This window comes from Prevotella sp. E13-27 (genome assembly GCF_023217965.1).
GTDB lineage: Bacteria > Bacteroidota > Bacteroidia > Bacteroidales > Bacteroidaceae > Prevotella.
In genome coordinates this window covers 952,341-976,635 of the sequence record NZ_JALPSC010000002.1, presented here as the reverse complement: position 1 = coordinate 976,635, position 24,295 = coordinate 952,341, and the positions used below count along the sequence as shown (strand labels likewise).

General features: G+C 47.5%; 34 protein-coding genes and 3 pseudogenes. 17 read left to right on the top strand and 20 right to left on the bottom strand.

Going from position 1 to position 24,295, the window contains the following annotated elements; translation table 11 throughout:
- Positions 1-32 precede the first annotated feature (32 nt).
- Positions 33-494: a PPC domain-containing DNA-binding protein gene (locus M1L52_RS13095; RefSeq protein WP_248615488.1), complete on the top strand. Its 462-nt coding sequence runs from the start codon at positions 33-35 to the stop codon at positions 492-494.
- A 157-nt stretch (positions 495-651) separates the two neighbouring features.
- Here M1L52_RS13095 and M1L52_RS13090 read toward each other — a convergent pair whose 3' ends face one another.
- From M1L52_RS13090 to M1L52_RS13055, 7 genes and pseudogenes are all read right to left on the bottom strand, one after another.
- Positions 652-1,038 (bottom strand): C-GCAxxG-C-C family protein, encoded by a 387-nt coding sequence (locus tag M1L52_RS13090; RefSeq protein ID WP_248615487.1) that lies wholly within the window; start codon positions 1,036-1,038, stop codon positions 652-654.
- A gap of 9 nt (positions 1,039-1,047) precedes the next feature.
- Positions 1,048-1,569, bottom strand: coding sequence for a nitrous oxide-stimulated promoter family protein (locus tag M1L52_RS16415; RefSeq protein WP_262917999.1), 522 nt, complete (start codon positions 1,567-1,569; stop codon positions 1,048-1,050).
- The gene (locus tag M1L52_RS13075; protein WP_248615486.1) at positions 1,566-2,072 is read right to left on the bottom strand and encodes a phospholipase D-like domain-containing protein; all 507 of its coding nucleotides are present in this window, start codon (positions 2,070-2,072) and stop codon (positions 1,566-1,568) included. The genes M1L52_RS16415 and M1L52_RS13075 overlap by 4 nt, the downstream gene beginning before the upstream one ends.
- Complete coding sequence (locus M1L52_RS13070) at positions 2,069-2,662, bottom strand: flavin reductase family protein (RefSeq protein ID WP_248615485.1); 594 nt, start codon at positions 2,660-2,662, stop codon at positions 2,069-2,071. Before M1L52_RS13070 ends, M1L52_RS13075 begins: the two co-directional genes overlap by 4 nt.
- A 7-nt stretch (positions 2,663-2,669) precedes the next feature.
- Positions 2,670-3,383: a class I SAM-dependent methyltransferase gene (locus M1L52_RS13065; RefSeq protein ID WP_248615484.1), complete on the bottom strand. Its 714-nt coding sequence runs from the start codon at positions 3,381-3,383 to the stop codon at positions 2,670-2,672.
- 9 nt (positions 3,384-3,392) lie between these two features.
- A pseudogene (locus M1L52_RS13060) lies at positions 3,393-3,509 on the bottom strand (PaaI family thioesterase); the annotation flags it as partial.
- Positions 3,506-3,886: a hypothetical protein gene (locus M1L52_RS13055; RefSeq protein WP_248615483.1), complete on the bottom strand. Its 381-nt coding sequence runs from the start codon at positions 3,884-3,886 to the stop codon at positions 3,506-3,508. The gene M1L52_RS13055 and the pseudogene M1L52_RS13060, both read right to left, overlap by 4 nt.
- 94 nt (positions 3,887-3,980) lie before the next feature.
- On the opposite strand from M1L52_RS13055, the gene M1L52_RS13050 reads away from it, so the two are divergent.
- The 3 genes from M1L52_RS13050 to M1L52_RS13040 all read left to right on the top strand — a co-directional run bounded on the left by M1L52_RS13050 (position 3,981) and on the right by M1L52_RS13040 (position 7,042).
- On the top strand, positions 3,981-4,616 hold the full coding sequence (locus tag M1L52_RS13050; protein ID WP_248615482.1) for a hypothetical protein: 636 nt from the start codon (positions 3,981-3,983) through the stop codon (positions 4,614-4,616).
- Between the two features lie 475 nt (positions 4,617-5,091).
- Entirely contained in the window at positions 5,092-5,757 is a 666-nt protein-coding gene (locus M1L52_RS13045; protein WP_248615481.1) for a hypothetical protein, read from the top strand.
- Positions 5,758-5,761: 4 nt separating this feature from the next.
- Positions 5,762-7,042 (top strand): agmatine deiminase family protein, encoded by a 1,281-nt coding sequence (locus M1L52_RS13040; RefSeq protein WP_248615480.1) that lies wholly within the window; start codon positions 5,762-5,764, stop codon positions 7,040-7,042.
- A 95-nt stretch (positions 7,043-7,137) separates the two neighbouring features.
- On the opposite strand, the pseudogene M1L52_RS13035 reads toward M1L52_RS13040, so the two are convergent.
- The 3 genes and pseudogenes from M1L52_RS13035 to M1L52_RS13025 all read right to left on the bottom strand — a co-directional run.
- Positions 7,138-7,533: pseudogene (locus M1L52_RS13035) on the bottom strand (beta-class carbonic anhydrase); the annotation flags it as partial.
- A gap of 166 nt (positions 7,534-7,699) precedes the next feature.
- Positions 7,700-8,149, bottom strand: coding sequence for a pyridoxamine 5'-phosphate oxidase family protein (locus tag M1L52_RS13030; protein WP_248615479.1), 450 nt, complete (start codon positions 8,147-8,149; stop codon positions 7,700-7,702).
- A gap of 5 nt (positions 8,150-8,154) precedes the next feature.
- The gene (locus tag M1L52_RS13025; RefSeq protein WP_237792827.1) at positions 8,155-8,610 is read right to left on the bottom strand and encodes a cupin domain-containing protein; all 456 of its coding nucleotides are present in this window, start codon (positions 8,608-8,610) and stop codon (positions 8,155-8,157) included.
- A gap of 300 nt (positions 8,611-8,910) precedes the next feature.
- On the opposite strand from M1L52_RS13025, the gene M1L52_RS13020 reads away from it, so the two are divergent.
- From M1L52_RS13020 to M1L52_RS13000, 5 genes are all read left to right on the top strand, one after another.
- Positions 8,911-9,255 (top strand): winged helix-turn-helix transcriptional regulator, encoded by a 345-nt coding sequence (locus M1L52_RS13020; protein ID WP_237819076.1) that lies wholly within the window; start codon positions 8,911-8,913, stop codon positions 9,253-9,255.
- 103 nt (positions 9,256-9,358) lie between these two features.
- On the top strand, positions 9,359-9,508 hold the full coding sequence (locus M1L52_RS13015; RefSeq protein WP_248615478.1) for a hypothetical protein: 150 nt from the start codon (positions 9,359-9,361) through the stop codon (positions 9,506-9,508).
- Positions 9,509-9,595: 87 nt separating this feature from the next.
- Positions 9,596-10,201, top strand: coding sequence for a hypothetical protein (locus M1L52_RS13010; RefSeq protein WP_248615477.1), 606 nt, complete (start codon positions 9,596-9,598; stop codon positions 10,199-10,201).
- Positions 10,202-10,278: 77 nt separating this feature from the next.
- Positions 10,279-10,605, top strand: a complete 327-nt coding sequence (locus M1L52_RS13005) for a thioredoxin family protein (protein WP_248615476.1) — start codon at positions 10,279-10,281, stop codon at positions 10,603-10,605.
- Complete coding sequence (locus M1L52_RS13000; protein ID WP_248615475.1) at positions 10,602-10,949, top strand: hypothetical protein; 348 nt, start codon at positions 10,602-10,604, stop codon at positions 10,947-10,949. Before M1L52_RS13005 ends, M1L52_RS13000 begins: the two co-directional genes overlap by 4 nt.
- A gap of 82 nt (positions 10,950-11,031) precedes the next feature.
- On the opposite strand, the gene M1L52_RS12995 is transcribed toward M1L52_RS13000, so the two are convergent.
- Genes M1L52_RS12995 through M1L52_RS12970 form a run of 6 tightly spaced genes read right to left on the bottom strand, consistent with a single transcriptional unit; the run spans position 11,032 to position 16,279 of the window.
- Complete coding sequence (locus M1L52_RS12995) at positions 11,032-12,120, bottom strand: MBL fold metallo-hydrolase (protein ID WP_248615474.1); 1,089 nt, start codon at positions 12,118-12,120, stop codon at positions 11,032-11,034.
- Complete coding sequence (locus M1L52_RS12990; protein WP_248615473.1) at positions 12,117-12,257, bottom strand: hypothetical protein; 141 nt, start codon at positions 12,255-12,257, stop codon at positions 12,117-12,119. The genes M1L52_RS12995 and M1L52_RS12990 overlap by 4 nt, the downstream gene beginning before the upstream one ends.
- A gap of 26 nt (positions 12,258-12,283) precedes the next feature.
- On the bottom strand, positions 12,284-14,971 hold the full coding sequence (locus M1L52_RS12985; RefSeq protein WP_248615472.1) for a glycosyl hydrolase: 2,688 nt from the start codon (positions 14,969-14,971) through the stop codon (positions 12,284-12,286).
- Positions 14,972-14,999: 28 nt separating this feature from the next.
- The gene (locus M1L52_RS12980) at positions 15,000-15,578 is read right to left on the bottom strand and encodes a DapH/DapD/GlmU-related protein (protein ID WP_073210112.1); all 579 of its coding nucleotides are present in this window, start codon (positions 15,576-15,578) and stop codon (positions 15,000-15,002) included.
- Positions 15,579-15,596: 18 nt separating this feature from the next.
- Positions 15,597-15,719: an SEL1-like repeat protein gene (locus M1L52_RS12975; RefSeq protein ID WP_248615471.1), complete on the bottom strand. Its 123-nt coding sequence runs from the start codon at positions 15,717-15,719 to the stop codon at positions 15,597-15,599.
- On the bottom strand, positions 15,719-16,279 hold the full coding sequence (locus tag M1L52_RS12970; protein WP_248615470.1) for a tetratricopeptide repeat protein: 561 nt from the start codon (positions 16,277-16,279) through the stop codon (positions 15,719-15,721). The genes M1L52_RS12975 and M1L52_RS12970 overlap by 1 nt, the downstream gene beginning before the upstream one ends.
- A gap of 100 nt (positions 16,280-16,379) precedes the next feature.
- Between M1L52_RS12970 and M1L52_RS12965 the strand changes: the two genes are divergently transcribed.
- The 8 genes from M1L52_RS12965 (at position 16,380) to M1L52_RS12935 (ending at position 20,451) form a co-directional block, all read left to right on the top strand.
- The gene (locus tag M1L52_RS12965) at positions 16,380-16,718 is read left to right on the top strand and encodes a hypothetical protein (RefSeq protein ID WP_248615469.1); all 339 of its coding nucleotides are present in this window, start codon (positions 16,380-16,382) and stop codon (positions 16,716-16,718) included.
- 186 nt (positions 16,719-16,904) lie between these two features.
- On the top strand, positions 16,905-17,738 hold the full coding sequence (locus M1L52_RS12960; protein WP_248615468.1) for an aldo/keto reductase: 834 nt from the start codon (positions 16,905-16,907) through the stop codon (positions 17,736-17,738).
- A complete protein-coding gene (locus tag M1L52_RS12955) occupies positions 17,735-18,052 on the top strand; it encodes a hypothetical protein (protein ID WP_248615467.1) in 318 nt (105 codons plus the stop codon). The genes M1L52_RS12960 and M1L52_RS12955 overlap by 4 nt, the downstream gene beginning before the upstream one ends.
- Positions 18,053-18,055: 3 nt before the next feature.
- Positions 18,056-18,388, top strand: a complete 333-nt coding sequence (locus M1L52_RS12950) for a thioesterase family protein (RefSeq protein WP_248615466.1) — start codon at positions 18,056-18,058, stop codon at positions 18,386-18,388.
- A 6-nt stretch (positions 18,389-18,394) separates the two neighbouring features.
- Positions 18,395-18,511 (top strand): ACT domain-containing protein, encoded by a 117-nt coding sequence (locus M1L52_RS16575; protein ID WP_410896786.1) that lies wholly within the window; start codon positions 18,395-18,397, stop codon positions 18,509-18,511.
- 21 nt (positions 18,512-18,532) lie between these two features.
- Positions 18,533-18,835 carry a hypothetical protein gene (locus M1L52_RS12945; protein ID WP_248615465.1) on the top strand — a complete coding sequence of 101 codons (303 nt, stop codon included), beginning with the start codon at positions 18,533-18,535 and terminating at the stop codon, positions 18,833-18,835.
- On the top strand, positions 18,828-19,064 hold the full coding sequence (locus tag M1L52_RS12940) for a hypothetical protein (protein WP_248615464.1): 237 nt from the start codon (positions 18,828-18,830) through the stop codon (positions 19,062-19,064). Before M1L52_RS12945 ends, M1L52_RS12940 begins: the two co-directional genes overlap by 8 nt.
- 967 nt (positions 19,065-20,031) lie before the next feature.
- Positions 20,032-20,451, top strand: a complete 420-nt coding sequence (locus M1L52_RS12935; protein ID WP_248615463.1) for a hypothetical protein — start codon at positions 20,032-20,034, stop codon at positions 20,449-20,451.
- Positions 20,452-20,865: 414 nt separating this feature from the next.
- Here the strand turns inward: M1L52_RS12935 and M1L52_RS12930 are convergent, their stop codons facing one another.
- The 4 genes and pseudogenes from M1L52_RS12930 to M1L52_RS12915 all read right to left on the bottom strand — a co-directional run bounded on the left by M1L52_RS12930 (position 20,866) and on the right by M1L52_RS12915 (position 24,270).
- Positions 20,866-21,711, bottom strand: coding sequence for an SDR family oxidoreductase (locus tag M1L52_RS12930; protein WP_248615462.1), 846 nt, complete (start codon positions 21,709-21,711; stop codon positions 20,866-20,868).
- 27 nt (positions 21,712-21,738) lie between these two features.
- A pseudogene (locus tag M1L52_RS16570) lies at positions 21,739-21,888 on the bottom strand (DapH/DapD/GlmU-related protein); the annotation flags it as partial.
- A gap of 536 nt (positions 21,889-22,424) precedes the next feature.
- A complete protein-coding gene (locus tag M1L52_RS12920; RefSeq protein WP_248615461.1) occupies positions 22,425-23,258 on the bottom strand; it encodes an SDR family oxidoreductase in 834 nt (277 codons plus the stop codon).
- A 13-nt stretch (positions 23,259-23,271) separates the two neighbouring features.
- A complete protein-coding gene (locus M1L52_RS12915) occupies positions 23,272-24,270 on the bottom strand; it encodes a carboxymuconolactone decarboxylase family protein (RefSeq protein WP_248615460.1) in 999 nt (332 codons plus the stop codon).
- Between the last annotated feature and the right edge of the window lie 25 nt (positions 24,271-24,295).

Genomic DNA, 24,295 nt, shown 5'->3' with positions numbered 1-24,295 from the left:
TATCTTTGCACCCAACTTTACGAATTATTAAGATGGACTACAAGAAAATAGGAGATAATTACTACATCCGTATGGATCGAGGGGACGAGATTATCAGTAACCTCCTCTCAATATGTGAGAAAGAATCCGTACCGTCTGCCGTATTCTCTGGAATCGGCGGCTGTCAGAGTGCAGAGCTGCAGGTGTTCATCCCTGAAACTGGCAGCTTTGAGACGGAGCGGCTAGAGGGGATGCTGGAACTGGTATCTCTCAATGGTAATGTGGTAATAGACAGTGATGCCCAACTCTTCCATCATACTCATGCACTATTCTCTTTTAAACAAGAGGGAAAGCATGGCATGGCAGGTGGACACCTCAAAGCTACAACGGTTCTTTATACAGCAGAGATAGAGTTACGTCCTACAGTCGGCGGTGCTATCGGAAGGAAGTTCGACCCTGAGACTGGTACGGGATTCTGGGATTTTCACCTGGGGCAAGGACGACAGGAAGATTAAGGCCAGGACATTAGCAGGCACCTAAAAACAAAAAAGAGAGGCTAATCGCAGCATCCATGACTATACGCTCGACAGAACAAACGAGTTTGCTCTGTTCTCGCTTAATCGAAACGTTCATTATTTTTGCGGAAGCGAGTATTATCTGCATATTTTACTCCTACTCATTTAATTGTTCTTCAAGAAATTCTGCTGCATCGGCTACACAGTCAGGACATTCTCTAAGTACCACCTTTGTTCCTATACCTTTCAGCAACTTGCATTGTGTAGCCCCGTTTCTTTCTTGGAATTTAGTCATTATCTGGCGCATCTGTTTCATTGACTTTGCCTTGTCTTTATTTACCAATCCCAAAACGAGACCAGATCCAACAAGTGCGCCACATGTACCTTCCATATTACCCATACCTCCACCAAAAGCTCCGGCAATGTTCATGGATAGTTCTTCATCAATTCCGGCTATATCGGCATAGGTATGAAGAATAGCCTGGGCGCAATTATGACTTCCGCACCTCTTCTTCTCAGCAGCTATATGTTTTCTTGTTTCCATTTATTCTTTTTACTTTTTGAATTTATTTTTTAACCGCTTGTAGCCCTCAACACCAAGAATTGTAAGACCTCCATATTGACAGGTCTTAGCCAATCCGAATAGTATAGTCCATAAGATTCCCTTTGCAGCAACACTTATTGGTAGCAGCATCTGGGCGAAGGAAAGGATATAGAAGGGTATGCAGCACAAAAGAACTATAACACCAGTTCTGAAAGAGAGCGACTGGAGCCAGTATTTCACTTTATGAAAAAAATGAATGAGGGCATCCTTTGGGGCATACCATATCATTCTTGGCCCTGCCCAGCGCATCACTTCACGGATGGCCTCGCGATCTTTCGGCGAATAGCAATGAGTGGGACAGTCCTTGCAAACTGTCTTTTTCTCACCATATCTGCAATGATCCAAACGGCGACAAGCGTATTCTGCCAAAAGTATATATTCCTCTGGCATAGCTTCCTCTTTCAGACGATGACGGCAATACAGCTCAATCATCTTTCGGACAATCTGCTTTTCTCGCTCTATCCTACTCATTTTATCGGGTCTGAACAATATTCTCTGCGGCCACATTCCTTGCAGAACTTGCCAATCCAAACATTATCGAACTGTTCGATGGCTGCATCAAGCATTTCTGGGTCATCGGTCAGAATTCCGGCCTCGAAGTTCCTTTTCTTGGGTGATTTCATGCCCATACCTGCGCCTGTCAAGTTTGCGGAACCGACGTAGGCTATTGAACTGTCTATGATAATGAGCTTGAAATGGACTCGCGGACATAGCACACGCTCCATACCGTCATAGAGAATCGGATGCTTCTCGTGATCCTCTCTCCATGCCGTTCCTGGTTCCTTTGCATGAATCAGCCTGACCTCAACGCCCTTTTTGAGTAAAGAGGCTATCAGGGAAAGGAATGGCTTATCATCAACGTACAGATCCTTGATGTCTGCCGTTCCAATCCACACAGTTTGTTTGGCTTTACCTACCAGGGACAAGACTTCCTTGTAGTGGCTCTCGTCTGCTATGTACTTGATGAAGCTCATTTCCACTCGGCTTTGCCGCTTGGCTCGTCCAAGAACTGTTTGCCATCAGAGAAAGCATTACCAACAGTCTTTCCTAACTGAATGTAAGTGTGATGTACCGGGTCGAAGGTGATAAGCTCCATTTTCTCCACATCAGGCTTGCCATCTTCTGCCAGGTACTTTTCATCACAGAGGATGTTGACAATTTCAGCAACGAGATAATAGCCTGTCTCGCTCTCGTCAATCTTCTGTTTCACCCGACATTCCAACGTCATAGGGAACTCTTTGAATACAGGGGCATTCACATTAGGAGCCTTCTCTACAGTCAAGCCAGCTTTTTCCATCTTATCTGGTGTGTTCCTGCCGCTAACGATACCCACATAGTCAGAAGCTATCATGGTATCTTTAGTAGCGAAAGCAACCGTAAATTCAGGGTTTTCAGCAAGGTTGTCAGTTGTAGCATGAGAGCCGAGCGAGATAATGATTTCGTGCATATCCCATTGACCTCCCCAAGCTGCGTTCATTGCATTGGGCTTACCGTTCTTATCATAAGTGCCGATAATCAGCACGGGTTGTGGAAGAATCCACGCTGTTGACTTAAAACTCTTCATATTGTTCTTATTTTGACTTTGTTATTCTCGCTAAGTAATCGTAATGCTCACCTTCTGCAACCACTTCAACGGCATATCCATTCTTTGCTGCTTGCTCTCTCAGGGTGTCAGCGTCGATATAGAGCCAGTCAAAGGGTTCGCTAATGGTGTCCTTATACTGCATCTGGAAACTATGTTCACCGTAATACGCCATTTCATCGGGAATATCAATCATGCCATCTTCGGCCTCGAACACATAGGATATATCAGATGAATCACAAAGCACTTGGCCTCCTGGAGCCAGTATTTTATCAAGTTGACGGAAGAACTCAGGCAGACGTTCCAATGTTCCAACGATGCCTATACCATTCATTAGCATGAGGATGGTATCGTATTGTCCCTCCAGAGTGAAGAAATTCTGTTCAAGTACCTTCTTAACCCCACGCTCTTTCATTGTCTCAACGGATAGTGGGGAAATGTCAATGGCTGTCACGTCGATGTCCTTTTCTTGTAAGACAAGTGAATGACAACCAGAGCCAGCCCCCACATCAAGCGTCTTTCCAGTAGCCATGTCGAGAGCTTTCCTTTCAATCTCTGGCATAGCTTTGTATTTACGGAAAAGTGTAGTCAAGGGTATCTCGTCCTCCTCAAACATTGGGGAAAACACTCTGAGCCTATCTGCCTTCTTGTTTTTGCAGTAGTCGGCAATGGCTCTGCCCATCGGATCCATCTTACTGTTCATCTTCTACCTCACAATATAGTCACCATCCTCATAGAACTCCAAGTGAAGCCCAATGGGATTGTCAGGACTGCAACCGAAACAGTTATATCCATCATGGTTGCGCCAAGGATTTATTATCTTCTTCATCTCTTCTCTAAGTAATCAAATAAGTTGATGGTTCCAGCTTCCTCCTCGACATTGAGGTTTGGCACTTTCTCCACCATTTTTGTTGTGCCACTTGTCTTATTGACATAGAAATGCACAAAGGCACCCGTATAGCTGCGGAATACCACTTGATACGCAGAGTCCGTCTCTTCGCCCATTTGCACATACATGATGTCGGGATTGTCCTTTGCTACGCTCCAGTCATATTCCTTATGGCAATAGTTGTTCACGCCCTCGTATGCCATATCTGCTGTTATCTTGCTCTGTGAACCATTTGTGCCTTTGGAACCGCATGAACACAAAAGCAACGTTATCAATACAATTGAAAGAATCCACGGTTTTAATCTAAAAATCTTCATACTAATATATGTTTGAAATAATGGCGCAAAGTTACAAAAATATTTGGATTTCTCATCATTTTTTAGTAACTTTGCCATCTAAAATAGAATTATTATGCCACGTAAGACTGACGGAATAGAATTTGAGATTCATCCGCGCCCAACGAAGGGTGAGGACGGCAAGCCGCTGCTCTATGTGCGCCCGGCAAAAGGCCGTAAGAAGAGTTTCAAGCAACTGGAAGATTTCTGCAACAAGTATCGCAACCTGCGTACAGGAGAGTTGCAGATGGTGTTCGACGTAGTGATAGACGTTGTTGGCCTCTGGCTGTCAGACGGCTACCGTGTGGAAACACCCATCGGCTCGTTTGCCCCCAAATTGAAACTACTGGGCGAGCATACCGACCCCAAGACCATTCATGGCAGAGACATTGAGTATGCGGGCATTGAGTTCATCCCTTCCAAGGAATTCATCAAGGAAGGTGGCAAGAACCGCGAAGGCTACCGCAAGAGTGAGGCTCAGGTGGGAAATAGCCAGATGTACGACGAGAAGGCAATGGACGAGGCTTTGCGTCGCTGCATGCGGCTGGGCTATGCAACGATTCCAGAGTTTATGATATTCAGCGGGCTGAAGCGCGACTCTGCCAAAGCCTATCTCGACAGTCTCTGCAAGGGCGAACATCCACGTCTGTGGAAGGTACGCGAAAGCCGCCGCTGGCTCTACTTCCTAAAGCAAGATACTTCCAAGGAATAAAACTCGGTTTCGACCGACCGCTCCAGCATATCAGGGCGGGTGCTCCAAGATATAAGGGCGCCCGCCCTAATTCATGTGGGCGGGCGTTCGAATTGAGAGACACACCGTCTCGCTCCCTGTTACATGCCGTCTCGCTCCCTGTTTGCCCGTACCTTTTCCCCTGTTCCTTACGTATATCTTCGATAAAGGAATCCTTTTTCTTGCTTTTTTTCGTCTTTTTCATCCAACATTGGAATATATTTCGTATATTTGCACCCGCAATCCGCAAGGAGTGCAAGACATATTGCTCGATAGCCACACAATCACCACCATATGAATACGAGCAAAACAAATGTTATTGGAGCTGCACCTATAGGGCGCAGATTTCCCGTATACATTTGTGGTTTGTGGTGAACCGTGTGGCGTATGGCGAAAGTCTGCGCCTCTTGTATTTTAAAACTGAAGAGTTAACAGGGTAAAACGGACATAAAAGCACATGAAAAAATCATTTCTTCTTTTAGGGGCAATTATGCTACTTGTTGTGTCAGCTCAAGCACAGAAATATAATTTTGAGGATTATGTTTATCCTTTCGGCTGCCGTACATACGCTTCGCCAGATAGTCAAGGAAATCTCTCTTCTATGACTCAGTATAGCTTTCAATCTCAGGCCTATGACAATTATCTTGTAGAAGAAGTCTATATTGGTCAAGGGATGATGTCGGCCAAAACTACTTATAGATACCATACAGAAGAAAATGCTGTAATTTCAGATGTTCAACTTCGACAAAACAGATTAACGGGGAGTACGAAGTATCAAGACAGACTAATTCTGTTTGCTTTTCCTGAGAAGGACAAGCCTTTTAAGTGGACTGAGACAGATAGAGGTGATAAGTATCAATGCACATCCGAATATGTGTATATTAATGCTTCCATAGATCATAATTCGTTATTCCTGAAATCGATTAAAATAACAAGAGAAAATAGTTATATTGTTGGAAATAAGAAACATAGAATTAAAGAAACAAGTTATTGGGTAAGTAATTATGGTCGCCTTATTACTTTTGTAGATTGGGATGGCACGAAAAAAGCCTCCTCCAAGTTGGATGTTTTAGATTATATTCAAGAAATATCCGAAGAAGAATACAATAAAATGAAGAAATAGCCCTATGAGTACGGAATTTATCATCGGAACAATTATTGGATTAATTGGTATCATTCCTGTCATTATCCAAGTTGTCAAATGGGTCAAGAAGCCCAAACTTAACGAGTTGATGAAAAGGCTGGTTGATAACAGATTGTCAACAAAGGCTCACAGGAAAGTCCTTATGAGGATGAACCTGATACTCCTGCGTTCTGGAAAGCATATATCATCTGAATATATCAACAATTTCGTTTTGAAAAAAAGAGGCAAGGAGGCGGTCTTTACAGATTTGTGCCTGAAGCATGACTGGGAGCCAACGAAAGAACTTTGTGAGATGTTTATGAATGGCGATTATCCGTCAATCAGAAAGACATATTGGGATATGAAAAATGAGCATCAAAAGAAAGACGAATCAACTCCAAAGAATGCCAAGAAAGCAGATGCAGTCCCAGCACAGCCAAAGGGCAAGGAGATTGTATATTTGTCGGGACTTCTGGAAGAACATTTCCCTGAGTGCTTTAATCGGTTGACTTCTATCTTGAAAAAGCATGGTGTAGATTATCGTTTGTTAAAAGGCACGAAGGATATTTGGTGCAGGGATTATATGCCAATCCAAACTGAATCCGGCAAACTAATACAGTTCCGCTACGAGCCGTCTTATTTGAAAGGCAATAAGGAATGGGAAGATTCGCGCTCTGACGTGAGAGAAGTGTGTCGGCTGAATGGATTTGAGCCTGTATTCTCGAATATCAACCTTGACGGTGGAAATGTTTTGCTTTGCTCTGGCAGAGCAATCGTTTCAGATAGAATCTTCACGGAGAATTATGAATATACAGACAAAGACCAGTTGGTCAAAGACCTTTCCGAATTGCTTGAGGCAGAGGTAATCATAATTCCGGCCCAAAACAGTGACATGACGGGACACGCAGACGGTATGGTTCGCTTTATAGACCATGACACTATATTGGGAAACAACCGCTCTGATGAATACAAGTATTGGGCGAATGGCATAGAAAAAGTTCTGAAGGATTATAACCTCAAATATGTTGATGTGCCGTTCTTCTATGATTATAAAGATTTGAAACATCCGTATCATGCCATCGGAGTTTACGTTAATTACCTTGCTGTAAGCAATCTGATTGTCCTTCCAATATTTGAGGTTGAGGGGAATAAGGATGCTGAGGCTATCGCTGCATTTAAGCAGATATTTCCCGACAAGATTATCGAGACTATCAACTATAACGACGTTGCACTTGAAGGCGGAGTACTTAATTGTACGACGTGGATTTATAGACAGGGGGCTTAAAGTTCAATTGTATATGCAAGGGCGGGGAGCCGCGCCGACATCTTCGGCCTCGGCTTCCCGCCCTTGCATTTCCACATTAATAATATTATTGGGGGCTATGCTTTAATCTCCTCCAATGCTCCTGTCTCTGAATCAATGATAAACCCACGAACCACGATGTCCTTGGGAACAAGTGGATGGGGCTTGATGGTCTCAACGGTCTTACGGACGGAGGTCGGTGTGTCCTTAAATCCCTCCAGCCACTGGTCGAGGTCGATGCCACACTTACGGATGGTGTCGAGCGTTTCATCCGTCACGCCACGGGCAATCATCTCATGGTGGAAGTGGTCATAGCTCATGTGGCAGGCTCCGCAATGTGAGTGTGCCACAACCATGATTTCCTCTACACCTAACTCGTAAATAGCTACGATAAGGCTACGCATGGCAGAGTCAAAGGCAGAAATCACCAAGCCTCCAGCGTTCTTGATAATCTTCGCATCGCCTGACTTCATTACTTTTTGCGCCATCAAATAGCGGTTACTGAAAATCAGATAGTTACAGAAATATTTGGGTGAATCAGGGTGAATCGGCTCTTTTTTTAGTACCTTTGCACCATGTTCATACGCAAGAGAAGAAATCGTTCAGGCTAAACCTGAATAGGAAAAACACCCGAATGGATTATTTGTAGAAGCGTTCTCCTACAAAACCATTTGCCACTTCGCCTGCCATCAGATCGAAATGTTGAAATACCGGCGGTGTTGGAGACAGGTCGTAATAGTCCATCTCTGCTATTGGCAGGCAGAAGTATTCCATCTGGTCATAACTTGTATAAAGGCGGGGCAGCACGGGATTATTATCATATATCCATCGTTTCACATCGTCTTCGACATTGAAGTTCACCATGCCTGAGCATCTGACGGATATATTATCTGCGTAGGCCAGTATCTCAACATTGGGATTCTGATGTAACTCCCGATAGACTGCCTTCTGGGCAGAAGTGGCAAAGTAGAGCACATGCCCTTCCTGTTTCATAATCTGGAAGATGCGCAACTTAGGACAATCGCCCTCGCTGGTAGCGAAGGCGATTTCTTTATGGTCTTTCAGAAACTGAATTGCTTTGTCAAACATCTCGCTTACCATTTCAGTTCTTCCTGCAGGATGACACCATCAGTCATGGGACTGTCAGCCTCAGTGAAGGCATTGGCTTTGTACTGGATGCAGAGCATGGTCAGGTTCTCGCTGCCTGTGTTCTTCAGCGCACGCTTGCCATCGGGAGCAACGCGGATAATAGTGCCTTCGCTGACAGGGAAGATCTCACCATCCACCTGATACTGGCCTTCGCCCTTCAGGATAATGTACAGCTCCTCATGAGTCTTGTGAGTGTGCAGGAAACCGCTGTCCTGACCAGGAACGAGCGTCTGGAAACTCAGTTCGCTACCCGTTGCGCCAACGGCCTGACCTGCGAAAACCTTACCTTGAATGGTTACGTTAGGTCCCATCGGAAGCACGTGCTCGATAATCTCACTCATCTTACCTACGCTTACTGCGCTGAAATTCTTACCACTCTTAATTGTCTCAATCTGTTTCATAATTCTTATTCGTTTAAAATATTATTTACTAGGTGCAAGGACAGTGCAAACCGAATGCAGAAAGCTTGCTTTATGCTGAGGTGCAGCCTGTCCTCGCGGTGCAATTATCTCGAATTGCACCGCAAAGGTACAGCGAAAAAATCATTCCCACAAGAAGGCACTTTTTGGTGAGATAGTTACCAAAAAGTAGGAATTGTGATGTTATCGGGCTTCTGCGAAGGTGACATTAACTTAGATTAACTAAGTATAATTTGGTAATTCAGTAACTATTGGTTACCTTTGCACTCTAATAAGTATATTATGGCAGATATCAAAGCAGAGTATTTAGCCTGTCCTATCAGGCAAGTAGTGAGCCGTTTTGGTGACAAGTGGTCCATGCTGGTGCTCTATATGCTTCACACTAGCGAGACGGGTGTATTGCGCTTCAATGAGATCCGCCGTCTGATGACGGATTGTTCTCAGAAGATGCTCTCGCAGACACTGAAGAACCTGGAGCAGAGTCACCTTGTTCATCGTGAGGTCTATCCGGAGGTTCCACCCCGAGTGGAGTATTCCCTGACAGACACAGGCAAATCGCTGATGCCTGCACTTACGGCTCTGATAGCCTGGGGAAAGGAGCATTTCTCTGAAGTGGTAACAGATTAACATTGGAACCATTAATGACTTTTGTCATCGATATGGAGATATCTGATTTCAAAAGATTCAAATAAAGATTTTAATGAGATAAATAAATTCGTTTAAATGAAATATGGAAATCCTTCATGATTTTGGATGGACAGACACTTTCGACATGGGCGATATTTCCATGTCTCGCTACACGGAAATGTTAGGCGCATTCTGGGTTCCTGTGTTTGGACAGCTGAATACGATGCACTGGGGATTCAGGTTTGTCAGATAATGTTCATGTCTAAAGGGGATTTCAATCAAGTAAATTCCAATTTTCAGAGTATTACATAACTTAATAAAGCATGAGGCAATAATAGAAATGGAAATAGAGAAATTCACGAATGATGACTTTGCTAAAGCAGCACCACTGGCTGCTGGTGCATGGGGCGATTTTTATGCCGACGAACGGCAGTGGTTTATCGATGCAGTGGCAGAGTATATCCTTCGCTATAACTATAGCAATCCCTCGCTTGCCTTGAAGGCCGTGGGCGATGATGGCGTGATTCATGGGGTGCTGTTTGCCAACTTCCATGACGACAAGGCAGATGTCAGCCAATGGCGCGAGAACATTGAGGCACAGATGACCGACCATGAGCTTGAACGTTTCCGTCTATTGGCCGACTATATGCTGGAGGTTGACGGAAAAACGGTGCAGTGCATGAGTGACGGCGAAGTGAAACTATCGCTCTTCATCAGCAATCAGAAAGGCTGTGGGAAACTGTTGCTGCAGGAAATGATGGATGAGTTCCTGCACAGAGACCTGAGGCATCTATACCTTTGGACCGACACCAGTTGCACCCACGAATACTACCCACAACATGGTTTCACACTGGTAGGTCAGTTCCTCAGCGAGGTCTATGACTCCTACGCTCCTGGCTATACCACGTATATCTATAAGAAGGGCATATCATCAGAGAGCAAATGAAAGCTGGCGTTATAATAATCAACCTGTTCTCAAAAATGGAGACGCATTAGATAAATCCGAATTTACGGTAAGAATTGATGAAGCACCTGACTAACATAATAGATATAGAGCAGACCATAACGGATAACGGCATATGTCTGTTCTACATCAAGGCTCCAGATTGCGGAGTCTGCAATGTCATGCTTGACAAAGTGGCGAGGTTGGCAGGTCAGTACCCGTCTCTGACTTCTTTCTATACAGATATCACCGAAGAACCTTTGATTGCAGGTAGATTCCTAGTCTATTCAGGCCCTACGGTATTGCTTCTGATGGATGGCAAGGAAGTATATCGTGGATCTCAGTTCATTGACTTGGAGGAATTGAAATACAACATTAACCGATTTCAAAAGCTCTCAGAACAATGAAAGACTTTGATTCCATCTGGCGCACACAGGACGAAATCAGAACGGTGGTTAATGCTGTTCTGGGAGAATGTATCTGGAACCTGAGTTATAATGAGCGACGGATGGGCATTGAATTGGAGCTGACCGAGTATCTGGAGGAGGAAGATGCCGATGCACTCATCTGTCAGTTCCCCGTTCCGGCAGACTATGACGGAGCGGGCTCGAAGGGGACAAAACTGTCCCCACGACTACCTCTCAGCCACTTTGACGGTGCTGAGATGTTTGACCTGATGTGCCGTGAACATGATGAGTTTTCTGAACGTTTCAACTCTCTTGTCATGGAATATAGGAAAGCGAAGTCATGACCGAATACATAGGGAATGCCTTCCTTGCCATAATGTTGGCGGGAAGGCTTTTTTATATGACCAGTCGGATATTCACCAGCGCTCACCTCCACCAATTACTGAATGTCTGCTGTTCATTTAGTCTTACCTGTTCACCGATCCGAGGGGTGAGCAACTGCCATGACTTGCCCTGTGCATGGGCATAGATGCTGTCGAGCGGTTCCGTCCAGGAGTGGTTGGCAAGGGCATATTTGGAGTTGTGGTAGGTCAGCACCCGGCGGGCACCGAGTTCGCTGATGACCGTTGGCAGTTCGCGGGGAAGTGTGTGGATATGGCGCCACCCCTCATCGTACTGTCCGTTTTCAAGGATGGCGAGGTCGATGTCTGGATATTGCTTGCCAAACGTCTTGAATCGTTCATCGTAGCCACCGTCACCAGAGACAAAGATGCGGCGCGGGCCGTCAATGAGGTACGAAGCCCAGAGCGTCTTGTGCTGTCCCATGCGGCCAGAGAAATGGCGGGTAGGCAGACAGCGGAGGGTGATGGAATCGTTGATGGCAATGCTGTCCTGCCAGTCGAGGTCATGAATCCGCTGCGGGTCGTAGCCCCAATACTCGAAGTGCTCACCGATGCCGAGGGCGCAGACTACCTGGCCGACGCGATCTTTCAGAGCTGTAACGGTTTTCCAGTCGAGATGGTCCCAGTGGTCGTGGGTGATGACGAGGTAATCGACTTCGGGAATGTCATTGACGGTATAGACATCAGCCCCTTTGAACGGGCGCATGAACCACCAAACAGGCAATCGGTTGGTCAGTACAGGGTCGAAGAGGAAGCGCACGCCACCTGTCTGAATAAAGATCGTGGAGTGACCGAGCCAGACGCAAACCTCTTCAGAGCGGGGAATGTCCTTCAGCGACGACTTTGCCGTTGGTACGTTGCTGTCAGGACTCAGATTCTTCACCTTGCCAAACAGAAACTTATACATCTGACCGAAGAACCCCTCATCACCCGTCAGCGTTGGTGTCTCATGCACGTTGACAAACTCACCATCGCGCCACTGCGGCGACTGTTTGCACCGCTCCAACCGTTCTCCACGCGGCTGACGGCCAACCGCCACCCAGAACTCGTAACCCTGCCAGCATAGCAGCAAAGCCACTACCAATAGAATGCTGTATATCATCTTTCGCTTCATCTTCTCTTATATTCTGTTACCGTTTGCCCCGCCAGTTCTTCATCCTGAGGGAAGGCAATACCGTCACGTACCACTTCATTCCAGATTTCCATAGCAGGAACTATGTCTTGTACCCTGTATTTCCTGATTGTAATCATACCGCTAAATTTATCTCTTCCATTAATCACTCAATCATCACATGGGTAATCTCTACCTTGTGACCTGTACTGCCGTACTGATTGCGACGCTTGTCAGTCCAGTTGGGCTTCATTGATGCAATACGAAGTTCCAGCGTATATTTACCTTTAGCCAACATGGGAGACAGAAAACGGATACCGGTGGCAGGAACAAGACTGTAAAAATCGACGATGCCACCAAACACCTTGTGTCCTCTTTGGTCGCGGATAGTGATATCTGCATAGCCACTCATATTGTCAGTAGTTCCATAGAGTGCTATACGACGCCCCGTGTAAGGAATAGATAGACTGTCACCAATGACCTGCGACTGCCATTTTTTCTCATGTAGCTTTTTGCTATTTACAATTTCCTGTTGCATTGTCAACGGGTCCCAAGCTTCATAATAATGCGGAATAGTCAATTTACCGTCAGCAATAGTAAGAGGTTGCCAAACATAAGTAGCAGCACTACGCTGACGGGGGAAGGACCAGCGGTCACCCATATACATAAAGGAACCGTTCTCCAGAGGCAGGACGAACGAGCATTGACTATTCCATGTAAGCGAGCCCTTGGGACAGAATTCACCGCGATACTCCCATGGTCCGGAAAGAGAGTTGGAAGTCCAGTACATATTGTCGTTGCGTTCCCACGATGTGGTGTGACTCGAAAGCCAGTAGTATGTTCCATCTTTCTTCAGCATGGCGGGACTCTCGCCAGCACCTTTCAGACCGTTCATCAAACATGAGTCAAGCGAATGAAAGTCAGTGGCAAGACGGTAGATGATGCCATGATGCACCAAGAGATACGCATGCCCATCATCATCAGCAAACGAGCCAATATCCCATTTCCTGACAGGCTCTCCTTTGTAGAGCAACGGCCCCTGGAATTCATAAGGGCCAGTAATAGTTTGGCTCGTAGCATAACAGGTACAGGGGTCTTTGTACTGCAGATTATCAGTATGCATGAGCATTACATATTCGCCTGTTGCAGGGCAACGGAGTACTTTCGGACGTTCGCCCACGCGATCGGGTCCCATGCGTCCATCGGGTTGTTGATCAAAGACGATACCCTCAAAATGCCAGTCTGTCAGATTATCTGACGAATAGCAGCTGAAACCTTTAAATACATTGGCCGAGTCAGTTTTGTATTCACCAAACAAATAATACTTCCCGCCGTCTCGGATGATGTTGGCACCATGAGCCGAAACAGTCTCGCCATGCTGGTCATACCAACTCACACCGCTCACGATAGCCTTTGAAAACTGCAATTGCTCAGGCATGGCTGTGGCTGATGGTTGTGGTTGGGCAGGATTCCAGTATTCTTGTCGACCATCTGGGAAAGTAACTTCAAAGAATGATTCTTCGGTGAAACGAATCTTGGTGCCATCGTTCAGGATTCGACGGTCGTTAGCACCATCCAACGGCTTGCCCAACTGCAGCATGAAGTTGCAGCGGCGAAGATAGGTAACAAGTGGCTTCAGGTCGGATGCATGCTGGCTGCGACGGTCGAAGTAGGTGCCGAACCAAGGGCGGACAGCGGGTTTGCGGTCGTTGCCTGGCTGCGAAATCATGACATGAAGGATGCTTGCATTGATGCCTGCATGGAAGTAGCGGTCGGCTATGGGCTTTAGCTTCTCAAAGCTCCAGTCATCCTTTGCCAGTTCAGGCCAACCATCGGTGAAACTCTCAGCCCATACTCTGTTCTTGCCACTGCGACGTGCGGAACCGAGAGCTGCATCTACCTCTTTCTGGCGGAATTTGCGATCGTCCACCCAAAATTCCGCAGCAACCTCGTCGGCTGCACTGCCGTAGGTGATGCTGTTGGCAGGGAAGGGGCTGTGAGCGTAGGGCTCACACCAAGTGCGCAGACCATATTCATGGGCTTTCTCAGTCAGTCCGCCCATATACTCTGAAGCTACCAGGTCGGCAATGAGCCGATCGAGATCCTTCTGACAAGCGGGGTTGGTGTAGTCAAGCTCATAGCCGAAACGCTGACGGAACTTTGAAAAGATAGAATCGGTGTAGTTTTGCTTCCCACGTTCCCAACTGTCCACAACAACGGTGGTCAGCGTGGGGCGGTCCTTCTGAGGAATACGGCGCAGAATCTCACCAATGAATGCCTCGAAGTGTTTCTGCACGTGGTGCTTCGACAGCTTATCGACCTCCAGCCCCTGTGCATCGGGCGAACAGGGAGAGCACATTACGTCGGTGCCCTCTTTGGTCTTACAGACTTCTATGCCATGGGACGTCCAGTTGCGCATAGCTTCCTCGGGCTTCACCCATGGCCCACCCGACTGACTCCATCCTGGACAGTTGAACAAGCCCATCTCGATGCCCAGCCGACCGGCTGTTTTCAGTGCCGTACGCAGATTCTTCCACCACAGGCGGCTCTGAAATTTGTTCTTGCCGAAAGCCTGCCCCTCCCAAGGATTATCCCATGTCGTTCGGTCGCGAATGTCGGTGGCAAGGAATGCCAAGGTAATGCCGTTCTCCTTCATCCACTCCAAGTCGGCCACAACACCTTTAGGATCCACCTGCTCGTTCACCCAATAATAGTAGCATCCTACGCGGATGCTGTCGGGCGGTGTGAGAAACGCTTGCCATAGACGTTCGCGAGGGTTATCATTTGCTGTCTGTGCATGGACTATCAGAGTGAAAGCGAGCATAGCCATAAACAGCAGGTAGTTTTTCTTCAAAAATTGTATTTTGCTATTTTCCATAAATTTATCTGTCTTTTATCTCTATCTTTTTTATCACCTTGGCTGGAACGCCACCAACAATCGTATTCGGTTCAACGTCCTTTGTTACTACTGCACCAGCTGCTACTACGGCTCCATCGCCAATAGTCACACCTGCAAGAACTGTGGCATTGGCTCCAATCCATACGTTTTTGCCAATGTGGATAGGTGCATAGCTCATGCTCTGGCGCTTGGCCGGGTCAAGGTCGTGATTGATGGTTGCCAGCACGACGTTGTGACCGATGAGAGCGCCCTCGTCGATGGTGATACCGCCCTGATCCTGGAACTTACAACCCATGTTGATGAAGACCCGTTCACCAACGATGGTGTTCTTGCCGCAGTCGGTATGAAACGGAGGAAACATGCCTACCGTCTTGGGCACTTCACGTCCCCAAAGCTGTTCCAGCAAATCGTGCAGCTGCTCTGGAGTATGATACTTGCCGTTAATCTCTGCTGTTATCTTCAGTGCCTCCTGCGACAGCTGATGGAACATCATGTGGACATCACCACCGCCAACGACGGGTTTGCCCGATGCCATGTAATCACGAAATTCTTGTATTGTCATTTTGATTTCTCTTTGTATTTAATACCACTTATACCCATGCTCCTTACAGTAGTCAATAGCAGGTTGGAATCCCTGAAAGGTGGCCTTGTGAATCCACTTCAGCCCCTTGCGCTCATCCTTGGGAACGCCTGTGCCAGTCATCAGAAACCAGCCCGTGGCGAATTGTGCCTGGGCATCACCGCCGTTGGCGGCAAGTTCATACCAGAAGGGAGGAATCCGCGATGTTGATAACATCGTGGAGGGTACCCGCATTCCTCCAAGTTCTTCTCCACACCGTCGCCATTCCAGTAGGCGGCTCCGACGTTTTTTTGGCTAAGTATATGTCCTTGGAAAGCGGCCTCACGATACCAGAGGAAGGCTTTGTGGTGATCCTGCTCTGTGCCATTGCCGAGATAGAAGGCATTGGCCACATTGACCTGTGACTGCATATCACCTTTATCGGCAGCTTTCATGTACCACTCGAATGCCTTCACCACATCCTGATCCACGCCTTTGCCGTGATAGTAGCACTCACCAACGTTGAAGCATCCATAGACATCGCCCTGCTCAGCGGCTTTCATGTACCACTCAAAAGCAATCTCCAGATTGACTTTTACGCCAGTGCCACGCTCATAACAGACCCCAAGGTTGTTCATTGCCTTGGTGTCACCTTCGTAAGCCTTCTCGCGATACGAGTCTGCCTTGTTACGCTCCTTTGGCATGGCTATTCTCCTAAATAATGTTGCAAAATTAGTCAATTCTGATAAATTCTGAGGTTTTATGAGTAATTTTGTGCCTGAATTTATGATAGTTTATGAAACTATGACACTCAGGGAACTATTACAGTCTGTTGATGCAGAAGCATACGCCAGCATTCCTCTCTACGAAGAACTGTTGAAGACTAAGCCTGAATACGGTTCAAGTAATCGGATTGAGGTAAAAGTCTTGAATGGAGAGATTGCCGTTTTCAACCTGCATGTCGGTTTGTTGGGCGACATCGTGGCATGTCCTATTGATGTGGCTCCAGACCTTCAGGTTACGAAGATGCAGTTGCTGGATGCGATTCTTAAAGAAATTTCACATGAGGGATTCACAGAGACGGACGCTGATGACTTCTGGGATGACATGATGGACTTACGAAAGGCAAAGAATATAAGATGATGGAACTGTTTGACGAAGAAAACGCCTATACTGCTCTTGCTGCTCAGTGGGAGAATTACGGTACGCTCAACGGCATCCATCAGCCATTCTCCAGAGTATCGTGAGGCATACCCTCCACAACTATAGGATAGTAGAACGTGGTATCTTCGAACGAGAGTTAAAACCATTGATAGAAAAGAAATCGCTATGGAATACAAAGTTTTGAATAATGGCCTGCGGATGCCGATGGTTGGTCTGGGTGTCTATAATATCTCTGAGAGGGAAACCCAGAGAGTAGTGGAAGATGCCATATCGGTAGGCTATAGAAGCATTGACACGGCTGCTATGTACTACAACGAGAAAGGTGTGGGGAATGCTGTTCGGGCATGTGGCGTTCCTCGTGAAGAACTGTTCATCACGACAAAGATATGCGATTCGTGCTATACGAAGGAGGAAACCTTGCGTACAGTTGACCATTCCATGAAGCAGTTGGGGCTTGACTATGTGGACTTGATGCTGATTCACTGGCCTGTCGGAAATCCTACCGTCATGTGGCACACGCTCGAAGAACTCTATGAACAAGGTATGTTCAGAGCCATTGGTGTGTCAAACTTCTATCCAAACACCTTTCCGAAGATTGTGGATGATGCAAAGGTGATGCCTGTCGTGAACCAGTGCGAGACCCATGTTCTCTATCAGCAACGGAAGATGCTGGAATACCTGAAGCCTTACAATGTAACTCTTGAAGCCTGGAGTCCGCTGGCAGAAGGCAGAAATAGCATTTTCAAGAACAAAGCACTGGTTAGTATTGGCAAAAAATATGGCAAGACATCTGCACAGGTAGCATTGAAATTCCTAATTCAGAACGGCATTATCATCATTCCCAAGACCACACATAGGGAAAGAATGGTTGAGAATATCGATCTCTTTGACTTTACGCTGTCAGATGAGGATCTCCGTGAAATCCGCCTGCTTGATACAGGCAGGAATGTAACAGGCTGGCCTTCGGATGCACTGAAATACAATCCTGAAAGTGTATGATACAGAATTATAAGATAGTTACCCTATGTGGTAGCACCCGTTTCAAGGATCAGTTCCTGGAAACCCAGAAACGACTGACACTTGAAGGCTGCATTGTCATCAGCGTGGGCTTGTTCGGACACTCCGGCGACGAAGAGGTTTGGCAAACAGGCACTAAGGAAATGCTTGATGACATGCACCTGCGGAAGATCGACATGGCAGATGAGATATTTGTCATTAACGTGGGTGGCTATATCGGCGAGAGCACACGGCGGGAAATCGCATACGCACAGCAAACGGGAAAGAAGGTAAACTATCTAGAACCAATAGCATAGATTATGGCAAAGCGAGAATACATACAGGCCAACAAGGATTGGCTGGAGGCAAAAGCAAAGGAAGATGGCGTAAAGGCTTTGCCCAAGGGCATCTACTACAAGGTGCTCCGTGCCGACATCGACTACAACAGGCACATGAACAATGCCAACTATGTCCGTGTGGCCATGGAACTGCTGTCGGAGGACTTCACTGTGCGCGGTCTGAGGGTAGAGTATCGTGTGGCGGCAAAGCTCGGCGATGTGCTCATTCCGACGCTCTATCAAGTAGAAGGTGGCATCATCCTCTCGCTGTCCATCGGCGATAATGTCAGTGCGATTGTAGAGTTCACAGAGTGACGATTTTTGAATATAGGCATTTTCGCCATTTCCACGTTCAACATGGATTACATCCTGACAAAATCAGAGAACTTTGAACGTGCTATCGGATTGCTTCAATCCGCTGGCTATGCAATAAAGTAGATTCCAATTTACCAAACTGACATGAGCCTCCCGAAATTCATCATCACTATGGATGGCCATTTCCGAATTGGCATGGTGAACCAGCATAAAGACCTGCTGAAGCCAGGCGATCAATGTATCGGCGGTGGGTATTACCACTTCGACTATACCAGCAACCGCATCATCCTCGACCGTTCATCGTATGACTTCGGCAAACCCAAATGGCATCTGCTCGATGAGCTGAAAGTTCCGTCGGTCTATCGTGGCCTGCGGTTGGTCTATTATTACGATGATGGCCGCGAGTATGACGTAAGCCAGGAACTATCGATAGAATATTATGACTGATTTTGATACCATCTGGCGCACTCAGGATGAGATAAGGACTGTAGTCAATGCCGTCCTTGGTGAATGCATCTGGAATCTGAGCTACAATGAGCGTCGGATGGCTATCGAACTGGAACTGACTGCCACAGTCGACGATGATGCGATAGATAACCTTTGCAGCCAGTTTCCCGTGCCTGCTGATTATGATGGTGTAGGCTCAAAGGGAACCAAATTCGTGTTTTATCAATAAACACTTCGGCCATCGGAGATACCTTGTAACGGGGCGAGACTCTGACAGGAGGCTCGTCCCGCGAGGCTGCGACCAACGACGGGAGCAGCCGACGGACTGCGAGGGAAAAGAATAATGCCCGACACCGCTACCTCTCTCGATTAGCCATGCCGGGCTGATGTTTCATAGTGTAGATTTTATATCTTATAGCCTATAGTCTCTTTGAAATGGCCTCCCTATTTTCCCAAGCCGTCCGTAGTCCTCCCAAGGAAAAAGAGCAAAGAATATGCGTCCATCGGAGATACCGCTTTAATCTTCAATTTAGTAACACAAAACAACAAAAATCACACAAAAAGGGATGAATAAGTTTATTATTCTTCTTTCATACGCTCAGATTTAGGGGAAAATTCGTAATTTTGCCCAGCATAGCCTTGCTGCACTCAGCGAACAGTCGGCAATTAGTAAGCAATTAGTCGGCATTGATGTGCGGTAGTACTGCGATACTTCTGCGGTATATGTCCGGTTCAGAACCGGACAAGTAGCGGACAAATAGCGACCAAGTAGCGGACAAATACCGAAGAACGACCGAAGGTGTATCGAGGCTATATCGAAGCAGTAACGAAGGAGCACCGAAGCAGTAACAAAGAAACGACGAAACAAATAGGATACGAAGATGGTGAAAATGAAGAAATCAGGCTTGGGACTGGTGATTCCCAAAACGCTCCGCATCGGGGGCGTGACATTCTATCAGCGTGGTGGTCAGGTGATTGGACGCGTGTCAGAGTCGCAGGAGAAGCGCAGCAACACGCTGGCGCAGTTTATCCAGCGGCAGAAGATGCGCCATACTACGGCACTGTGGAAGATGCTGCGCTACGCTGAACCGATGTTCACCGAGCGGGCCAATGCCTACCAGGACTTTGCGTCGCTGGCCAACAGCCTGCCGCCGGTGTATGTCGAGAAAATACAGATGACGGAAGCCTCGTTTTTGATGCCCGGTATACCAGTGAGCAACGGAAAACTGCCCACCGTCGAGCAGCACCTTGGCACGGTGGACGGCAAGCCAGCCCTGCTGACCGACCTCGGTGTAGGCAATCGTCAATGGGGCGAACAGTTATGGCTCTACACGGCAGAGCAGCGCGGAGAAGACGTCATTCCCCGCGTGCGCTTCACTCGTCACATGGTGTCGAGACAGGAGATGACCGCAGTAGACGGACGACTTGCGCTGGTGAGCGACGAGTTTGCCGACTCTACGAAAGGCTGGGCACTGGTACGCGTCATTGGCGACCGCTGCTCGCCGCAGACTATCCAGACCCGCTGCACGCTCTACCAACTGTACATGACCGACGAAGCCTTGCAGCGTGCCGCCAAGAGCTATGGCGGCATCACCGACAAGCTTGGAAAATATTAAGCGTGAATGAGATTTTTTTCGTATCTTCGCCGAAAATATCTGTAAATGGCATACCTGTTAGTTTGGTAAGCATGTCTTTGTACTGACTACGATGAATGGCACCAGTGTATAGGTTGTAATGTAGCAGGAACGAAAAACGGACGGAATCTTGCGGTATAAGCTTCCTGGATCATAATTTCTCTTTTTACTGAGAAAGTAGCAATCACCGTTGCTTCCTCCCCTGTCGTTCACCTTTTCTTTTACTGATAAATCAATCTTCGACGAAAAGAAAATTATTACATCTGCCGTTCCTGCTTCAGTGAGTCGATGAAATTAGTTTGTAAAGATTACTATATGGTAAAATTACAAAGAAATCCGCAATCTGGTTATACCCAAATTACGGATTATTACCTTTTTCATTGTTGTCTTTGTTTTTTATCCTAATTGATATTCACCCGTGCGGATAGCAGCGATGACACCACCGTCGATGAGCAGGTCGGTACCTGTAATAAACTTGGCATGCTCTCCCAGCAGGAAGGCTGCTGCCTCGGCAATCTCGTCGCTGGTGCCTGTGCGCTGGGCGGCAGAGGCATCAATCATGCGCTGATAGCCCTCACCATTGGCATTGAACTCATCGTAAGCCAGCGGGGTAACGATGACACCAGGGCTGATGGTGTTGATACGGGCACGACGCTTGCGCCATGAGGTGGCAGCAGCACGCTGTGCCTGCAGATGGTTCATGCGCTTGGCAATCATGTAGGCAAAGCCTGAGTTCTGCATGGCCACCTCCTGAACGAACTTCACGTCCTTCAGCTGAGCGGTCGGAGTGTTCACCAGTTGCAGTTCGATGTCGTTGGGGATGGGGTACATATAGGCTGCCTGACTCGAAATGATTAGTCCTGCACCACCCTCGGCCATCACCTCTCCGAAGGCGTCTACAGCATAGCCAGTGCCCAGCATATCGAGGTTAACGATGTGTTCAGGATTGGCCTGATTGGGCGATGCACCTGCTGTATCAATGAAGTACATCACGGGCCCCAGTTCTGCTGCCTTCCTTGCGAATACCTCCACGCTTTCCTTCTGCAAAGCATTTACCTGCAAAGTCTCTACATCATAGCCACAGCGGCGGAAATCGTCACCGACACGTTCCAATGCATTCTCGCTGATGTCGCCCAACAGAATCTTCTTACCGGCACCAATACGGCGCACAATGGCTGTTCCCATACTACCGGCACCCAATAGTGCCACTACCTGTTTCTGTTCGCTTCTGTCGAAAATCATATTATATCCTCCTGTTGTTTATATGTTCTTAATGAATTTTGCAGGATTGCCACCAACGATAGAATTAGGTGCTACATCCTTGGTAACAACCGCACCGGCGGCCACAACGGCATTCTCGCCAATAGTTACACCTGGCAAGATAATCGCTCCTACACCAATCCAGGCATTATGTCCGATGTGGACGGGTTTGCAGCGCAGCACCATGCGGTTCGCAAAGTCGTGGTTATCTGTAACAATGCGTACATTAGGGCCAATCATCACACCGTCGTCGATGGTAATGCCGCCAGCAGCCATGCAGGTCAGCGAGTGATTCACGAACACGCCTTTGCCAATCTTCATCTGACAGGCAAAGTCAATCTGTAACGGAGGCATCAGATAGCTCGTCTTGTCGAGGTTACCACCAAACAACTGCTCTTCCAATGGCCGAATCTGCTCAGGCTGTGGAGCCGTTGTATTGATTTTAAAACAAATGTTGGCGCAGTCGGTCATGTGCTTGATGGCCTTCGCATACTCGGGTGTTGCCATATCGACATCAGCCCCTGATCTTAATTGCTCGAAAATATCCATTTCAGATTACAACCGTAAGTATCTTCCATAACTTTTATTTGTTTTTCAAAATAACGGAAGTGGGTGGCTGTTTAGTGTGTCGCCTTGAACTTCGTTCGAACCTACTCACGCTCGGCAGAGTTGAAACGAGTTTCACTCTGCTCTCGCTAATGCGTAGCCTTGAGGTATTGCAAATCACCATACCAATAAGAAGCTGTACAGCCACCGTCAATCAGAAAGTCGGCACCGCTGATGAAACGTCCTCGGGAGGACATCAGGAACTCTGCCATATTGCCCACTTCGTCAGGTGTTCCTGCACGCCGGGCTGGCATGCCCTCTATCATCTTCAGATAGCCTTCCTTGCGGGGGCCATGCAATTCATCGTTTGCCAATGGCGTGATGATGATACCTGGTGAGATAGAGTTAATGGTAGCTCCACGACGGCCCCAGCGAGTAGCCTCGAACATCACGCGGAGCACATTGCAACGCTTCGAGTATTGATAGGCTTTTAGGGTATCATCGATTTCCTTCAAGAACGGCAGTTCTAGCAATTCTTCTACAGATGTTGTGGCTAAAGCCTCGTTCTGTTCCTGCGATAAGGCTGGCAGACGATGACCGCTTTGTGATGAAATAATCACACCTGAACCACCCTCGGCAATTACCTTGCCAAACTCTTCCAACAGAACACTTGTTCCGTAGAGGTCAACGCGAAGGATCTCAGCTACGGGAGCCTGTGAAGGTGACACGCCAGCAGCGTTCACAAGGTTCGTCACATCGCCCTTGCTCGTTGCAAACTCCACCAACTTCAGGATGTTCTCTTTTGAACCAAGGTCGCATTGGATAGTTGAGCACTCAAATCCTGCATCTTCCAATGTCCTTGCTGCTCGCTGAGCATTCTCTATGGAGTAGTCTGCCAACACAATGTGCTTACCAGCCGACACACGACGGATAATAGCCTGTCCGATACTGCCAGTACCTACTAATACTGATACTTGTTTCATTGTTGTTTGATTATCATTTCAGTGCATTATAGGTAGCATCATCTACAGGCTCACACCACTCGTTTGAAGCACCTTCTTGAACATCCTTATGATAGGTAAGGTGCTGGAACCATGAGTCTTTCTGTGCTCCGTGCCAGTGCTTCACCTCGGCAGGGATGGCGATGACGGTGCCGGGAGTCATTGGGATAGGAGCCTTTCCCCATTCCTGATACCAGCCACGACCTGCAACACAAATCAACACCTGCACCTGCTTGTGGTGGATGTGCCAGTTGTTACGGCAGCGAGGTTCAAACGTGACATTTATCACACCACCACCAACATCAGCCAGATAGCTCTGGCCTATGAAGTACTTGCCGTAAGGATTAGGATCGCCCTTGGGCCATTTGGTGTCCAGGGTGTAGCCCTCGTTACCAAGCCATGTGCAGAGTTCATCTACCAGTTGCTTTGAGTTGCCCATATTTACGGCACCCTGCTTGTGGGCAGCCAGTTGTGGGGCTACACCTTCGAGACCGCTCAGGGCTGCTACGGTGACTATCTCGCGGTCGGCAGCTGAGAGCTGGTCGCCAGCGAAGATGTCACCAAAGAGGTGGGACTTCAGGTAGTAGTCATCCTGCGGGCAGAACTCGTAGTTGAAGGGCTTTCCTGAGAGCTGCGTCTGGTTCTTGGTACCCAGTTCGTAGGCCTTCTTGGCATCGTCCCATTCTGCGGGGCGTGTCCAAGGCTTGCCCTCCTGCCAGTTAGGCTGCTTGCTTTCCAATACCTTACTCAGCACTCCAAGGGCATTCAGGCTTCGTGGAAATCCTGTATAGGCATAGAGCTGCGAGAAAGCCTCCTTCAGTTCGTTGATGGTTACACCCTTGTCGAGAGCCATGCGCACGGCAGGTTCCAGTCGTACCAAGTCCCCCTGTGCCATCAGGCAGGCACATGCTGCCAATCCTTGCTGACGCTCAGTCAGCATCATTCCCGACGTGCCGTCGCCTACCCGTAGCCTTTGTGCATTTGCTGTTACCATAGTCATCATCGTGATTAATAATAAA

Excerpts from the sequence above, each read along its gene's own strand:
- M1L52_RS12955 (WP_248615467.1), top strand. The coding sequence starts at position 17,735 with ATGATACAGAATTATAAGATAGTTACCCTATGTGGTAGCACCCGTTTC.
- M1L52_RS13095 (WP_248615488.1), top strand. The coding sequence starts at position 33 with ATGGACTACAAGAAAATAGGAGATAATTACTACATCCGTATGGATCGA.
- M1L52_RS13030 (WP_248615479.1), bottom strand. The coding sequence starts at position 8,149 with ATGTTTGACAAAGCAATTCAGTTTCTGAAAGACCATAAAGAAATCGCC.
- M1L52_RS13040 (WP_248615480.1), top strand. The coding sequence starts at position 5,762 with ATGAGTACGGAATTTATCATCGGAACAATTATTGGATTAATTGGTATC.
- M1L52_RS13025 (WP_237792827.1), bottom strand. The coding sequence starts at position 8,610 with ATGAAACAGATTGAGACAATTAAGAGTGGTAAGAATTTCAGCGCAGTA.
- M1L52_RS12965 (WP_248615469.1), top strand. The coding sequence starts at position 16,380 with ATGACACTCAGGGAACTATTACAGTCTGTTGATGCAGAAGCATACGCC.
- M1L52_RS12990 (WP_248615473.1), bottom strand. The coding sequence starts at position 12,257 with ATGATTACAATCAGGAAATACAGGGTACAAGACATAGTTCCTGCTATG.
- M1L52_RS13000 (WP_248615475.1), top strand. The coding sequence starts at position 10,602 with ATGAAAGACTTTGATTCCATCTGGCGCACACAGGACGAAATCAGAACG.
- M1L52_RS12930 (WP_248615462.1), bottom strand. The coding sequence starts at position 21,711 with ATGATTTTCGACAGAAGCGAACAGAAACAGGTAGTGGCACTATTGGGT.
- M1L52_RS13045 (WP_248615481.1), top strand. The coding sequence starts at position 5,092 with ATGAAAAAATCATTTCTTCTTTTAGGGGCAATTATGCTACTTGTTGTG.
- M1L52_RS12920 (WP_248615461.1), bottom strand. The coding sequence starts at position 23,258 with ATGAAACAAGTATCAGTATTAGTAGGTACTGGCAGTATCGGACAGGCT.
- M1L52_RS12940 (WP_248615464.1), top strand. The coding sequence starts at position 18,828 with ATGACTGATTTTGATACCATCTGGCGCACTCAGGATGAGATAAGGACT.
- M1L52_RS13070 (WP_248615485.1), bottom strand. The coding sequence starts at position 2,662 with ATGAAGAGTTTTAAGTCAACAGCGTGGATTCTTCCACAACCCGTGCTG.
- M1L52_RS12975 (WP_248615471.1), bottom strand. The coding sequence starts at position 15,719 with ATGACTGGCACAGGCGTTCCCAAGGATGAGCGCAAGGGGCTGAAGTGG.
- M1L52_RS16415 (WP_262917999.1), bottom strand. The coding sequence starts at position 1,569 with ATGAGTAGGATAGAGCGAGAAAAGCAGATTGTCCGAAAGATGATTGAG.
- M1L52_RS13075 (WP_248615486.1), bottom strand. The coding sequence starts at position 2,072 with ATGAGCTTCATCAAGTACATAGCAGACGAGAGCCACTACAAGGAAGTC.
- M1L52_RS13015 (WP_248615478.1), top strand. The coding sequence starts at position 9,359 with ATGGAAATCCTTCATGATTTTGGATGGACAGACACTTTCGACATGGGC.
- M1L52_RS12960 (WP_248615468.1), top strand. The coding sequence starts at position 16,905 with ATGGAATACAAAGTTTTGAATAATGGCCTGCGGATGCCGATGGTTGGT.
- M1L52_RS13090 (WP_248615487.1), bottom strand. The coding sequence starts at position 1,038 with ATGGAAACAAGAAAACATATAGCTGCTGAGAAGAAGAGGTGCGGAAGT.
- M1L52_RS13050 (WP_248615482.1), top strand. The coding sequence starts at position 3,981 with ATGCCACGTAAGACTGACGGAATAGAATTTGAGATTCATCCGCGCCCA.
- M1L52_RS13005 (WP_248615476.1), top strand. The coding sequence starts at position 10,279 with ATGAAGCACCTGACTAACATAATAGATATAGAGCAGACCATAACGGAT.
- M1L52_RS12970 (WP_248615470.1), bottom strand. The coding sequence starts at position 16,279 with ATGCCAAAGGAGCGTAACAAGGCAGACTCGTATCGCGAGAAGGCTTAC.
- M1L52_RS12980 (WP_073210112.1), bottom strand. The coding sequence starts at position 15,578 with ATGACAATACAAGAATTTCGTGATTACATGGCATCGGGCAAACCCGTC.
- M1L52_RS12995 (WP_248615474.1), bottom strand. The coding sequence starts at position 12,120 with ATGAAGCGAAAGATGATATACAGCATTCTATTGGTAGTGGCTTTGCTG.
- M1L52_RS12945 (WP_248615465.1), top strand. The coding sequence starts at position 18,533 with ATGAGCCTCCCGAAATTCATCATCACTATGGATGGCCATTTCCGAATT.
- M1L52_RS12950 (WP_248615466.1), top strand. The coding sequence starts at position 18,056 with ATGGCAAAGCGAGAATACATACAGGCCAACAAGGATTGGCTGGAGGCA.
- M1L52_RS13010 (WP_248615477.1), top strand. The coding sequence starts at position 9,596 with ATGGAAATAGAGAAATTCACGAATGATGACTTTGCTAAAGCAGCACCA.
- M1L52_RS13065 (WP_248615484.1), bottom strand. The coding sequence starts at position 3,383 with ATGAACAGTAAGATGGATCCGATGGGCAGAGCCATTGCCGACTACTGC.
- M1L52_RS12935 (WP_248615463.1), top strand. The coding sequence starts at position 20,032 with ATGCCCGGTATACCAGTGAGCAACGGAAAACTGCCCACCGTCGAGCAG.
- M1L52_RS13020 (WP_237819076.1), top strand. The coding sequence starts at position 8,911 with ATGGCAGATATCAAAGCAGAGTATTTAGCCTGTCCTATCAGGCAAGTA.
- M1L52_RS12915 (WP_248615460.1), bottom strand. The coding sequence starts at position 24,270 with ATGGTAACAGCAAATGCACAAAGGCTACGGGTAGGCGACGGCACGTCG.
- M1L52_RS13055 (WP_248615483.1), bottom strand. The coding sequence starts at position 3,886 with ATGAAGATTTTTAGATTAAAACCGTGGATTCTTTCAATTGTATTGATA.